Annotated in this window: 11 protein-coding genes; all 11 read left to right on the top strand. The window is 64.1% G+C overall.

Going from position 1 to position 13,569, the window contains the following annotated elements:
- Positions 1–25 precede the first annotated feature (25 nt).
- The 11 genes from BTO20_RS31485 (at position 26) to BTO20_RS31435 (ending at position 13,557) form a co-directional block, all read left to right on the top strand.
- Positions 26–1,117 (top strand): hypothetical protein, encoded by a 1,092-nt coding sequence (locus BTO20_RS31485; RefSeq protein WP_087079768.1) that lies wholly within the window; start codon positions 26–28, stop codon positions 1,115–1,117.
- A gap of 48 nt (positions 1,118–1,165) precedes the next feature.
- Positions 1,166–1,963 (top strand): hypothetical protein, encoded by a 798-nt coding sequence (locus BTO20_RS31480; protein WP_087079767.1) that lies wholly within the window; start codon positions 1,166–1,168, stop codon positions 1,961–1,963.
- Between the two features lie 1,158 nt (positions 1,964–3,121).
- Positions 3,122–4,156, top strand: coding sequence for a Gfo/Idh/MocA family protein (locus tag BTO20_RS31475; RefSeq protein WP_087079766.1), 1,035 nt, complete (start codon positions 3,122–3,124; stop codon positions 4,154–4,156).
- A complete protein-coding gene (locus tag BTO20_RS31470; RefSeq protein ID WP_087079765.1) occupies positions 4,153–5,262 on the top strand; it encodes a DegT/DnrJ/EryC1/StrS family aminotransferase in 1,110 nt (369 codons plus the stop codon). Before BTO20_RS31475 ends, BTO20_RS31470 begins: the two co-directional genes overlap by 4 nt.
- Before the next feature lie 47 nt (positions 5,263–5,309).
- A complete protein-coding gene (locus tag BTO20_RS31465) occupies positions 5,310–6,200 on the top strand; it encodes a hypothetical protein (RefSeq protein ID WP_087079764.1) in 891 nt (296 codons plus the stop codon).
- Positions 6,201–6,206: 6 nt separating this feature from the next.
- Positions 6,207–7,814, top strand: coding sequence for a murein biosynthesis integral membrane protein MurJ (murJ, locus tag BTO20_RS31460; RefSeq protein ID WP_087079763.1), 1,608 nt, complete (start codon positions 6,207–6,209; stop codon positions 7,812–7,814).
- On the top strand, positions 7,811–9,235 hold the full coding sequence (locus BTO20_RS31455) for a hypothetical protein (protein WP_087079762.1): 1,425 nt from the start codon (positions 7,811–7,813) through the stop codon (positions 9,233–9,235). Before murJ ends, BTO20_RS31455 begins: the two co-directional genes overlap by 4 nt.
- Entirely contained in the window at positions 9,219–9,869 is a 651-nt protein-coding gene (locus tag BTO20_RS31450; RefSeq protein ID WP_087079761.1) for a sugar transferase, read from the top strand. The genes BTO20_RS31455 and BTO20_RS31450 overlap by 17 nt, the downstream gene beginning before the upstream one ends.
- Positions 9,870–9,942: 73 nt before the next feature.
- Positions 9,943–11,163, top strand: a complete 1,221-nt coding sequence (locus BTO20_RS31445) for a glycosyltransferase family 4 protein (protein ID WP_198344130.1) — start codon at positions 9,943–9,945, stop codon at positions 11,161–11,163.
- Positions 11,058–12,572, top strand: coding sequence for a nucleotide sugar dehydrogenase (locus BTO20_RS31440; RefSeq protein ID WP_157680373.1), 1,515 nt, complete (start codon positions 11,058–11,060; stop codon positions 12,570–12,572). The genes BTO20_RS31445 and BTO20_RS31440 overlap by 106 nt, the downstream gene beginning before the upstream one ends.
- Positions 12,562–13,557 (top strand): NAD-dependent epimerase/dehydratase family protein, encoded by a 996-nt coding sequence (locus BTO20_RS31435; RefSeq protein WP_157680372.1) that lies wholly within the window; start codon positions 12,562–12,564, stop codon positions 13,555–13,557. The genes BTO20_RS31440 and BTO20_RS31435 overlap by 11 nt, the downstream gene beginning before the upstream one ends.
- Positions 13,558–13,569 lie beyond the last annotated feature (12 nt).

Genomic DNA, 13,569 nt, shown 5'->3' with positions numbered 1-13,569 from the left:
AGGATGCATAGAAGGGGGCCGTGGCATGGGGATGCCGCCGGATAGCAGCCCGTACGGGTCGCAGACGGTGACGGGTCCGGGATGGCCCAACATCGATGAGGAACAGCTGACCGCAGCGTCGGCCTCCTATCAGAAGTTGGCGGCCAACATCACCGGCAACATCGTGCCCCAGCAGACCAATCAGCTGATGAAGCTGAACGAGGTCTGGCAGGGCACCGGCGCCACGGCCGCATCCGGCGAAGCCACCACGATGATCGGCCACCACGAAGCCAACGGTGCGCAGGCGGAGTCCATCGCCACCCAGCTCACCGCCATGGCCGCGGCCGTCGTGCAGACCAAGACGGCTGTCAACGCCACCGCGCAGCAGGTGCAGCAGGAGGTCGAGATGCTGCAGGCGCTGCCGATCGACAACAAGCAGGCGCTGATCGAAGGCGTGATCAAGATGGGGCTGTCGCAGAACATCGCCACCGTGACCGCCGCGACCTCGGAACTGGCGAGCAGCCTCGGAACCACGGCCAACATGCCGGCCGTCACCACACCGCCCACGGCTGAAGCGCAGCAAGCCGCGCAGAAGGGCGGCGAGCAGATGATGCAGATGATGGGGCAGTTGCCGCAGATGCTCGGGCAGATCCCGCAGATGCTCGGCCAGGTTCCTCAGCAGCTGACCCAGCCGTTGCAGCAGCTGACTCAGCCGTTGCAGCAGTTGACGCAGATGTTCGGTTCGGCGGGCAAGGGGGGCACCGGCAGTGGTCCAATGCCGTTCTCCGCGTTCTCCACTCACCCCGCGGCGGGCGGGTCCGGCCCGAGTTCGGGTGCCGGGCTGATGAAGGCGGCGTCGTTGCCGGGCTCCGGCGGTGGCGGCGCGCAGACACCGTTGATGGGCAAGCTCGTGGGCGGCACCTCGCCGGTGTCGGTGGCCACCGAACCGGCCATGGCCGGTAGCAATGCGTTCGGCGGGGTGGCACCGGTGTCCGCCGCCGGTATGGGCGGGGGCATGGGTCCGATGGGTGCGATGGGGCATCGCGGCTCCGGTGGTGGTGGCACCACGCAGGGGCTGGCTGTGCCCGCCCCTCTCGAGCACGAACTCGACGACGGCGACGTGGACGATGACTGGTGAATCGGCTGTCATGCGTGTAGGTGCGATGAACTCTGAAAGAGGTGCCCGGTGAGCAGCACACCGTTTACGAGCCCTGGGTTTCTGGGCTGGACCGCGGCTCCGGTCGAGCTGCCGGACATGCCGACGATTCAGGCCGGTGCCGATGCGATGAGCATGACCATCGCCGGCCTGTTGCCAACCCTGGCGGCTTCACTGACCGCCAACGTCACGGCGCTGTCGGCCAAAGAGAACATGTTCAACGGCAAACTGTCCGACGCGCAGGGCGCCTACGAGAACGCCGACCAGTCCGGCCAGCAAGGTGTCGGACAGCTGGGCCAGATGATGGGCCAACTCGGCCAGATGGGCCAGATGGCCAGCCAGCCTGCTCAGGCCGCCGGCGGGATGGGCGGTCAGTTCGGCCAGCTGATGCAGCCCGTGATGAAGGCCATGGAAGGTGCCAAGGGTGGCGGTGGCTCCGGGTCCGGTGCTCCGGGAGACGGCGTGCCGGGTGGTGGCGCGCCAGGTGGTCCCGGCGGCCCCCAACCTCTGAACGACCGCGAGGCCAAGCTCAACGAGCGCGATGCCAAACAGGATGAGCGGGAGACCAGGCAGAACGAACGCGATGTCCAGCAGGACCAGCGTCAGGCCGGCCAGGATGCCCGCGAGGCACAGCTGAACGAGCGGACACACCAGGCTCCGACCGCCCCGCACAACGCGGGCGCCGGGCCGAGTGAGAACCGGCCGAGCGCCGGGCCCGCTCCGGTGGCACCGCACCAGGCTCCGGCCGCCCCGCCGCCTGCCGCGCCGGTGGCTCCGCATCAGCCGCCGCAGCGGTACGACGGTGGTGACTTGTCGCGTCGCATGTAGGCGCGCACGCGCGGGAGTCGATTTCGTGCCTGCGTCGCCGCTCAGCGCCGCTGGCTCAGGTGTCTGGAAAACACTGCCGTTTGGCGCCAGCAAACTCGTCAGCCTCACGAAGCGCTGATCGGACTACGGTAGATCGGGCGGCGTAGACCGCTGCACCAAGGCGTTGGTTTTCCGGTGCCGGAGCTTCCCGGTGGTAGTCGAGCGGGGAATCCGGCTTCGGACACGGGTGAACAACTTTCGCTGCCCACGTGGTGACCCGGCCCGCAGGCGGGAGAAGCTAGGCAAGCGGCGGGAAACCCCGCATAGGGGCGGAAACGCTTGGCTTGAACGTCTTTTCGCGTTCGACTCGACCAAACTGTCGGCTGAGCGTGAGAGGCGGAAGTGGCAGCTGTGGCAATGGTGGTGCGTTGCGTGGGACGTTTGCTCCGAAGCGGCAGCGGGTCATTCGCGTCAAGCGTGGCATCAGCGTCACGGGCGGCCGGCCGGGACACACGGCAGTTTGCCAGAATTACTATTGTGTGCGTAAATTAAGAAGCTTTGTGCGCGCATGCACGACCGCACTACGGTGTGGATCCTGTGCAAACACCGTATTTAAGACATGGTTTCGTGTTCCGAACGGTCGATACCAGGACCAGGTACTTTCAAACACAAGGAGCCGCAATTTAGGGTCAGAAAAGTAGCCTAAAACGCTTGTTCTAGGTGATAGCGTTTGCTCGCTCGCATAGCGAGTTCGCTGACAGCGACTGATGAACCGTTAAGGGGAGTTTGCGCTATCGCGTCGGCTGAGTGCGTCGGCGTCAATATGCAAGGCAGGGTGTCGGAGCGTAGCGGTAACCGAGACGCAACCCACATCCAAGCTCGACTGTCCAGGCGTCGGCGAGGGACGACGGCTCCGCCCGTACCAATCGGAGTTGACAATTGCGATTCCACATTTTTGGCGCCCACCGGTCATCCAAGACGGTCGCGAGTGGTGTTCTTCCGTTGAATACCCACGCTCCCAGGAACATTGAACTCCCGTCTGTATCACGGGCAGACTTTGTCCGCAGCGGTCACGCAGCGGAAAGTCATCCCAGCTCGGAATGGGCTGCCGCAACGCACCGCCGCACCGACACCGCACGGCCGGACGTCGGCCTCCCGCACCGCAACGTCCGGGTCGGCGTGATCGGCTATGGCTATTGGGGGCGCAACCACGTTCGTATTCTCGCCGGACTTCCGGGCCTTCACGTGACGGTGATCGAGAATCGTCCGGACGCACTTCGGGAGGCCCAGCAGCGATACCCCATGGTCGCGGGCGCATCGAGTCTGGACGAGGTAGCCCACGTGTTGGACGCGGTGGTCATCGCCACACCGCCGCATGCTCATGGCCCGGTCGGTCTTCAGGCGTTGCGAGCCGGGTTGCACGCCCTGGTGGAAAAGCCACTGGCTACCTCGGTCCGGGACGCAGCGGCACTGGTTGACGCGGCCAATGACACTGGGCTGACCCTCATGGTCGGGCACACGTTCGAGTACAACGCGGCGGTCCAGAAGCTCAAGCAGACGATCAGCTCGGGAGAGCTCGGCCGCGTTCTGTACATCGACACCGCACGGCTGAACCTGGGGCGGTATCAGGGTGACTGCAATGTGATCTGGGATCTTGCGCCACACGATATTTCGATCGCCTCCTACCTGCTCGGCGAGTTCCCGCGAAAGGTGTCGGTATGGGCGCAGCGCAACGTCGGCAGGCATCACGCTGATGTGGCGTATCTGCGGCTCGACTTCGGCGAGGGGTCGGCGCCTGCGTTCATCCACGTCAGCTGGCTCGACCCGAACAAAGTGCGTCGGATCACGGTAGTCGGTGATCGGAAGATGGCCGTATGCAATGACCTCTCCGATACTGAACGCCTTCGCATCTACGACGTCGGCGTCGCGACCCCCGAGCTGTGCGGCAGTGGCGCGATCGATGCCGCGAACGTCGCCTACCGGACAGGCGATATCACTTCCCGCAGAGTCGATTTCGTTGAGCCGTTGCTGGTGCAAGACAGTCACTTCATTGATTGCGTGCGGACCGGACGACGTCCGGACACTCCCGGCGAGTCCGGTCTGGCCGTGGTCCGGGTCCTCGCGGCCACTGACGAGGCGTGCCGGTCCGGCGGGACTGCGTTGGTTGAGCGGACCGACGAAGGTGAGATAGCGACCGCGGAGGTGGCGTTGTGACCAGCCTTGAACTCGGCGTCCCCTTCCTCGATTTGTGCGCGGTGAACGGCGAACTGCAGTCTGACTACGAACTGGCGTGGAAGCGCGTGCTCAACCATGGGCGGTTCGTCGGCGGTCCTGAGGTTGGGCAGTTCGAGGACAGCTTTGCCGAATACTGCGAAGCCACGGATTGTGTCGGCGTCGCGAGCGGAACCGATGCGCTGGAACTGATCCTCGAATGTCTCGGTATCGGCCCTGGGGACGAGGTGATCGTGCCCGCGAATACGTTTGTCGCATCAGTGGAAGCCGTGTGCTCGGTCGGTGCGCGCCCCCGATTCGTCGACGTGTTGCCGGACACTCTGCTCATCGATCCCAGAGCGGCAGCGGCGGCGGTCAGGCCCTCGACCGCGGCGATCTTGGCGGTGCACCTGTTCGGCCAAATGGCGGACCTGGATGCACTTTACGGCGTGGCTCGGCGCAACGCCCTGGTCCTGATCGAAGACGCAGCGCAGGCACACGGGGCGCGGTTACGCGGACGTCGCGCCGGCGGCATCGGTGTCGCGGCAGCATTCAGCTTCTATCCGGGAAAGAACCTCGGTGCGTTGGGTGACGGCGGAGCCGTCGTCACCGACGACTCCGCACTCGCCGCGCGCATCAGGTGCCGCGCCGACCATGGCCGAGCGCGCTCCGACCGCTACTGTCACGCGGAACGCGGCCGCAACAGCAGGCTGGACACGGTACAAGCGGCGATGTTGTCCGCCAAGCTTGCAGTTCTGGACAATGCGAACTTCGCACGGCGCCGCGTGATGGACAGGTATCGAAGGCAACTTCCGCCATGGTGCCTACCGGTGGCAACGCATCCAGATGCCGAATCGGTCTATCACCTCGCGGTCGTCCGCGTGCGGCGGCGTGCTGAGGTAACGGCTCAGTTGGACCGCCATCGGATCGGCTGGGGGATCCACTATCCCATCCCGTGTCACCGTCAGCCTGCGTACGGCGAGTTCGGCGAATCGTTGCCCGTTGCCGAGCAGGCGGCCGGCGAGATCCTGTCGCTCCCCATGTCTCCCGTGATGACCGATTCCCAGGTGGACCGGGTCTGCGAAGTGTTGTGGAAGGTGCCGACATGACAGGAAAGACTCGAAACCGGGTGTCGAGCAATGGAAACGGTAGTCCTTTGCATCCCGCGGCGTATTCGAGGCACCGCCGGATCGCGAACCAGGATGTCGGTGCCGGCGTAACGACCGCGTTGCCGGTAGCCAAGGTCGACAGCCCGGCGGAGGCCGAGGGCACCAAGGAGATTGCCGACCGGAGCAACATGACGCTGTTCGCTTCCAACCTGAAGTTGATCGCGCTGTTGGTTTCGGTCGTCATCATCGGCGCGGGTACCGGATATATCGGAGCTCTGGTTCTGCCAAAGCAGTTCGCCGCCCGCGCACAGCTACAGTACAACCTGTCGAATTCCGTCCCTAACGAGCTGCTCCGCGAAGATCGTACGCTGACAACCCAATTGGTTCTGCTCGACAGCCGGGCCGTACTCGCGCCGATAGCGTCTGCCAACGGAATGACACCGGAGGATTTCGCCCGCAATGTGTCTGCGGAAATTCTCGACTCCAGCGAGATCATCCAGGTCGAGGTTCGTGACCGAAATGCTGCACGGGCCCAGATGCTGCTGACGAGGGTGATCGACGGATATCTGGCGCTCGCGAACAAGAGTTGGCGAGACCCGGTGCGCAGTTATCAGGAGAGCCAGATCCGTAGTCTGCAGTCGCAACTCGACGATGTGCACAAACAGCTGCAGGTTACGGCAGCGAGCGGGCAAGACGGCACCGCGCTCGTCCAGCGTCAGGAAGTGCTGCAGACCGAACTGGACTCGCTGCATGCCCAGCTGTCGTCCGGGCCGGTCTCGGCGACGGAGCCGCCGGCACGGGTGGTGACCGCGCCGTACCAGGTGGCCGATCAGGTGCGGCCCCGACCCTTGTTGGCTGCGGCCGCCGGAGCGGCCGCAGCGGTTGTGGTCGCCGGTTTCGTTGTCCTTATCGTGGCCCGTCGCAGGGCCCGGTCGTGAATTGACATGTACCGGTCGACGGCCGGCGAGGCAGTAGTCCCGGCCAGCACAGCGCGCAGCTCGGCGACCGTCGCCGGCTGGACACTGGTCAGCCGGGTGACCGGTGTTGGCCGGGTGATCGTCATCGGCGCGGTCCTGGGTCCTACCTTCCTTGCCAACACGTTCGTCGCAACCAACACCATCCCGAACCTGGCGTACCTGGCCATCGCGGGCAGCGTGCTCAGCTCGGTCGCAGTACCCGCGGTGGTCCGGATCGTGACCACCGCCGGAATCCACGGCGCCGCCGCCGTTCTCGGCCGGCTCGCCGGAATGCTGCTCGCGGCGACCGGCGGTGTCGCCTTGCTTCTGGTCATGGCGGCGCCGCTGATCGCTCGCCTGCTGACCTTCGGGATCGCGGACGGCCCAACTCGCGACCGGGCGGCGCACCTCACGGTGGTGATGCTTGTCTTCGTCGCGCCGCAGGTGCTGTTCTACATGATTGCGACGCTCGGGGCGGCGGCGCAGCAGGCGCGGGGAAGTTTCGCACTCGCTGCCGCCGCCCCAGCGGTCGAGAACCTCGGCGTAATGGCGACGGTCGGTGCCGCCGGCGTCCTGTACGCGACCGGGATCGAGATGGACGACGCTCCCCTGGGGTTGTCGATCCTGCTCTGCGTTGGCAGCACAGCGTCGGTCGGCATCCACATGGCATTGCAGCTGTGGGGAGCTGCCCGGGTCGGGCTTCCGATTCGGCCTTGCCTGCGACGCTGGGCGGATCCGGCCACAGCCGACATCGCGCGCCGGATCCGGCAGCTCGTCGTGGTGGCGGCGTGTCCGTATCTCACCTATTTCGGCTTACTGGCCTTGGCCGGGAGCGTGCCCGGCGGGGTCCTCATACTGCAGATCGCCTACACCGTGTACACGGTCCCCGTCGCGCTCGGGGCCCGGGCGGTATCCACCGCAGTGCTGCCGGGACTCTCGGAGGCGGCCGACCGCGAAGACCGAAAGATGTTCAACAAGAAGGTCACTGAAGGTATCGCGTACGCATTTGCGGCGAGCCTGGCGCCGCTGATTTTCCTCGCGGCGTTCGCGGTGCCGATCGCCGACATCCTTGCCAACGGCCGCCTGAGGGTGGGAGCGCTCATCGAATCGCTCGCAGGCTGCTTGGTTGTGCTCGCAGTCGCCCAGGTTGCCGCCGGACTACGCGAGATCGGACTTCAGGGCCTTTTCGCACGCCTCGATGTGCGGGGCCCACGCGTCGTGGCGTTGCTGGAACTCTGTGCAACGGTGATCGTCGGATTGTTCGCACTGAACGAACTCTCGGGCACCACCCGACTTCTCGGTCTGGTCGCAGCAGTTCTGGCGCGGGACGCCGTCGGGGCTCTGAGCGTGATTGTTCTGCTGCATCGGGTGGTGCGCCCAGCACCGATCGTCGACTGGAAGTGGCTCGGGGGTGCGGTGCTTTCCTCGATGGTCATGCTGCCGCTGGTTGCGGGCGGCAGGCTGGTCCTGGAGATGCTCCACGTGAACCGGATCGGACTTGTCCTCATCGTCGGCGGCAGCTCGACGGTTGCGCTCGCGTTGTTCGCCTTCACTCTGCACGCATATGTCACCCGCCGACGGGGGGTGCCGGCATGACCGTTGACGTCGTGGTTCACGAACCTCCGCAAGCGGTGCTCGATCGGACCCGGTCCCGCCGGATTTCGATCGTCGCACTCGGTTGCGCGGTAGGCGCAGGTCTTGTCGCGGCCGGGATCGGACCGATCGCCATCCTCGTTGTGGCAGGTATCGGTGTGTTGGGTCTCGTTGCGTGGCAGCCGATCTGGGCGACGTATCTGTACCTGGCGACGCTGCCGTTCATCGCGGGCATCGGCCGCGGTGCGTTCGTCCCGCTGCTGCGACCCAACGAGGCATTTCTGGTGTTGCTCATCGCAGGAGCATTGGGCGGAGCTTATGTCCGGGTGATACGGGGAGCACCCATGCAACTCCGGATCGGTCCGCTCGACCTGGCACTCGCCGCGTTCGCTCTGCTGAGCACTGTCTGGCCGATCGCCTCGCTGTTGTTGCGCGGTACCATCCCGGGACCGACGGACATCGCCGCGGTGCTGCCCATGTGCAAGCTCGCCGGGCTGCTGCTGCTGGTCCGCAACACGGTACGTACACCGGCACAGGTGCTTTGGTGTATTCGCCTCATCGTCGGAGGCGCACTCGGCATTGCTGTGCTCGCCGTCATTCAGAGCATGAAACTCGGACCGCTCCCGGGGTTTCTGGCCGTGTGGTATCCCGCTTGGCCGGAGGAAGTCGACCGCGCGACGACGACGCTGTCGAACCCCATCGCGACGGGCGACTACGTCCTGATCGGATTGATCGTCCTCGTCACAGCGGGAGTGCGAGGTCTTGTTGGCCGACGGAGTTCGGTTGCGGCAGGGGTTTTGTTGGTGGCAGGCATGCTGGCGGCCGGGCAGTTCTCGACCCTGATCGGCGCGTTCTTCGTCGGCGTGATGCTCATCCGACTCATTCCGAGAGCATCGGTGTTCGTCCTGCGGCTCATGCCGTTGTTGGTACTCGCGATTGTGGTTGGTGCGCCTGCCCTGCTCAGCCGTCTGGAGAAGTTCGAGGGCGGTGGTTTTCCTCCGCACAGCTGGCGTGTGAGATGGGACAACGTCGTTCACCTGTATCTCCCCGATCTGCTCCACAATGGGCGGTTCCTCATCGGCGTGTCGCCGAACTCGGTGAAGGTCCCTCCAGACACCTGGCGCAAGGTCATCTATCTCGAATCGGGATATCTGCAGTTCCTCTGGATCGGCGGCGTGCCGCTGTTGATCGGTTTCATCGCGCTGTCGAGGGTCGTCATCCGAATCGGCCGGAGGCTGAGCGTCGGCACCGACGGTGTGGCTGCATGCGCATCCGCGCTCGTCGTGGCGTGGTGGATGATCATCGTCCTGTCGCTGCTGGACTCGCATCTCTACCTGCGCGGGCCCGGCGACCTGGTGTTCGTGCTGCTGGGAATCGTTGCAGGCAAGGCAGTTGAAGTGAGGACCGATGACGGCACCGGCTAAAGCTGTGAACAACGGCCCCGACCAGGTGGTGCGCCGCTGCGCGGACCTGCTGATCGCGGGGTCCGTCCTCGTGGCGCTGTCGCCCCTGCTGCTGTTCATCGGGGCCGTCATCCGATTGAGCAGCCCCGGCCCGGCGATATTCCGGCAATCGCGAGTGGGACTCGCGCGAGAAACGTTCTGCTTCTACAAGTTCCGCACGATGCAGGCCGGCTGCGATGACACCCCACATCGCGAGTTGGTCTGCCGGGAGTTGCGCGGTGACGAGGTCTCGCGTGGCGGGAGCTGGAAGCTCGACGCCGACAGTCGCGTCACGCGATTCGGCTCTTTCTTGCGTCGGACGAGCCTCGATGAGCTGCCGCAGCTGGTCAATGTACTGCGGGGAGAGATGACGTTGGTGGGCCCGCGGCCATGTCTGGAGTGGGAAGCCGAGATGTTTCCCGGCGAGTTCGGCGAACGGTTCGACGTTCGCCCCGGCGTGACAGGGCTGTGGCAGGTCAGCGGTCGCAGCACCGTGAGCACTCTCGACATGCTTCGGCTCGACGTGCGCTACGTCCGTGAGCGGACGCTGTTCGGTGACTTCGCGATCCTGATGCGGACCGTGCCGGCGGTGCTGCGAGGTGATGGGGCCCGATGAGCGCGGCGACCTCGATCCGGTGGATGAAGACCTCGACGCAACTGGTGCGGCGGCGATGTGCAGGGAGCGACGCGTGGCGACGATTTGCATGATCCGACAGGGCTATTACCCCCTGGATCCCCGGGTTACGAGGCAGGCCAAGGCATTGGCGTCGATGGGCCACGACGTCGACGTACTGTGTATGAGGCGGCCCGGCGAGCCGTTGTTCGAGCAAGCGAACGGAGTCCGGGTCTGCCGGCTCCCGATGCGTCGGCACCGGCGAGGCAAGGTGACATATCTGGTTGAGTATGCCGCTTTCTTCGTGGCGGTTGCGGCGCTGATCTCCGCACGGCAACTCCTGCGTAGATATGCAGTCGTGCAGGTCAATTCGCCGCCGGACACGCTTGTGTTCGCCGCTCTGGTCCCCAAGTTGTGCGGCGCCAGGGTGGTGTTGGATCTGGTCGAGACGATGCCCGAATTCTTCGCGACGAAATTCGACGTGCCGCTGGAATCGTTCGTCTGCCGCGCGATCGCACGAGCCGAACAGCTGAGCATCCGTTTCTCCGACGTCGCGATCACATGCACCGAGCAGCAGAAGGAGGGATTCGTCCGGCGTGGCACGCCATCCCGGAAAATCGGCATCGTCCTCAATTCCTCCGACGAGTCGGTGTTCGACGGCGGCAGGTACGCGCATCGGGGCCGTGACGACGACCGCTTCACGCTGATCTGCCACGGGTCCATCGAGCCGCGATACGGTCATGACACCGTCATCCGCGCACTCGCCCTGCTCAAGGACGACATACCGGGGCTTCGCTTCGTCGTGTACGGCGAGGGCAGCGCAGTTCCCGACTTGAAGAACCTCGTCGGCGAACTGGATCTGGCGGATCGCGTCAGCTTCCACGGCTACGTCCCGATGCACGAACTCCTCACGGCGATCAGCGATGCCGATTTCGGTGTGGTCGCCATGACACGCGACGCATTCCGTGACGTCACCCACTGCCACAAGATGTACGACTTCATCGCGATGGGCGTGCCCGTTCTGATGTCGCGTACCCGATCAGTCGAAGCGTATTTTCCGCCAACATGTTTCAAATATTTCGAATCGGGAGACCCTGCCGATCTGGCTCGTGCGATAAGGGACGTCGAGCGAAATCCGGCACTGGCGAAGGACTTTGTCGAGCATGCCGGGCGAATCAGTGTTCCGTACCGGTGGGACGCTCAGCGTGCCATTTACCTGGATCTTGTCGAACCACTACTCGGGCGGCGCCGTTCGGACCGTCACATGCACAGCGGATTATCCGCGACCCGTTCATAAAACCCGTCACACACCAGTCTGGAGTCCCAATGGACCACACCTGCGCATTCTTCGGTTTGGGTCGAGTCGGGTTGCCGCAGGCCCTTGTTGCCGCCGATTCCGGCCTCGATGTGTTTGGCATCGATGTTGATGAACAGCGGATCGAGTCGCTTGCGATGGGCGTCTGCCCATTCACCGAGCCATCACTGCAGGACCTCCTGGACCGCCATCTCGGTACGGCGTTCCATCCACTGCCGGACCGTGAGGCGTCACCGGTGCTCAGCCGGGCCGACTTCATCGTTATCACCGTCGGCGGCCCGTATCCCAGTGGGCCCCACGAGGCATTCATGACCCTGTCGCGCATAGTCGACCGCATCTTGTCCACCGACGTGCGTCCCGGAGTGACGATCGTGCTGCGGCCGACAGTCGAAATCGGGACAACAGATCGTCTCCGAGAGCACATCGAACTCAAACACGATCTGACGGAAGGAATCGACTTCCACCTGGCCTACGTTCCTGAGCGACTCGCCGAGGGGAACGCTGTCGTCGAGGAACGCACACTGCCCAAGATCATCGGGACATATTCGGATGCGGCGTACGAACGTACCAGCAGCCTGTTCAGCCGCGTCGGCGGTCGCCTCATCAAAGTGTCGAAACCACGCACAGCGGAGACCTGCAAGCTGATCGACAATTCTTTCCGCAGTACGCTTTTCGCGTTCGCCAACGATCTTGCGCTGCTGGCGGAGGGCAACGGCATCGACGCTCTGGAAGTCATCACCGGCTGCAACCAGGACTATCCGCGCAATGCCATACCGGCGCCCGGTCCGGTGTCGGGGTACTGCCTGGGTAAGGACCCCTACATTCTGGAGGAATCCTTCGGGGCGTCGGCCAGTGGCCGCGGATTCGGATCGCTGTGGTACTACGGCCGGAAGGCGAACGACGCACTTGCCGACCACTGCGCTGACGTGCTGCGGCGGACCCTGGGGAAATTGAAACGACACCACGGCGCACGTGTGCTCGTGATGGGTATGAGCTTCAAGAGCGACGTTGACGATTATCGTCTCTCTTTCGGAATCGACCTCGTCGACGTGATTCGCCGCCGCCTTCCCGATGCCAAGGTGCGGATCTATGATTCCCACCTCGGCGCCAACAGTTACACGCGGATGCCGCCATCGCTCAACGTCCCGGTCGAGGACAGATTCGACCGGTTGTCGCCGGAGGTCTTTCGTGACATCGACGCTGTTGTGATCGCGGCCAGGGCGCCCGAAATCGCCGCCCTAGGAGATCGCACCAGTCTCGGAGAATTGCTGGTCCACGCCCAGCCCGGCCTTGTGATCTACGATTGCTGGAATATCTGGCGGCCGGCGGTAGACATCGAGGGCGTGAGCTATTTCGGCCTTGGTTTCCGGAATCCATGCGGTGGCGATTGATATGGCGAAACGATCCGCGTTGGTCACCGGTGCTGCCGGCTTTCTCGGCTCGCACCTCTGCGATCAACTGGTCGTAGACGGTTGGCAGGTTGTCGGAATCGACAATCTGTTCCGCGGGGACATGGAGAACCTCGTGACATGCCTGAAGTCGCCCAGCTTCAGTTTCGAGAAGCTCGACCTGCTGTCGGCGGCCGATCGCAATCACCTCGGCCAGATCATCCGTGAAATGGGCGTCACGACCGTTTTTCACTACGCGGCGATCAATGGCACCGCATATTTTTACGAGCGCCCGCTGGAGGTCCTTCACGTCAACAGCGAGTCGTCGCGAGGGCTGGTCCAGGTGCTGGCCGGCTGCCGTGATGTGTGCAAGCTCATCTACGCGTCCTCGTCGGAGGTGTACGGGCAGGCGAGTGTTTTCCCGACTCCAGAAGATCACGACATCGTGCTGCGTTCGATGGCCGATCGGGATTCGTATGCCGCGGGTAAGGCGATGGGGGAGTTTTACACGCGCCTGTACGCAGAGAGCCAGGGAATCGATTGGTTGATTCTGCGATTTTTCAACACCTATGGCGAACGAATGGATACGTCCGGCTACGGACAAGTGATACCCGAGTTCATCCGGAAACTCGTCCACGACGAGCAGTTCACGATTATCGGCGACGGGTCGCAGACTCGGGCGTTTCTCTATGTGCGTGACCATGTCCGGTTTGTGCTCGCGGCGACCGAACGGGTCCAGAACACCGTTCTGAATGTCGGGAGTGACGACGAAGTCGAGATCAGGTGTGTGGCGGAACGGCTCCACGAAATTGCCGGACGGCGATTCGCGCCGGTGTACCTGCAGGCGCGCCCTCACGACCATATTCGGCGGTGCCCTTCGACGGTCCGGTTGGAAGCCGTCACGGGGTTGCGGCCTGAGGTAAGCCTGGATGACGGGTTGCGGCGATGCTATGAGTTCTATACGCGGGAGAGCATCAGACCGCGATAGGAAACCTGAGGA

Origin of the sequence: Mycobacterium dioxanotrophicus (assembly GCF_002157835.1) — a bacterium.
Lineage (GTDB): Bacteria > Actinomycetota > Actinomycetes > Mycobacteriales > Mycobacteriaceae > Mycobacterium > Mycobacterium dioxanotrophicus.
The sequence above is the reverse complement of the archived record's forward strand: the minus strand, read 5'-3'. Positions and strand labels throughout refer to the sequence as shown.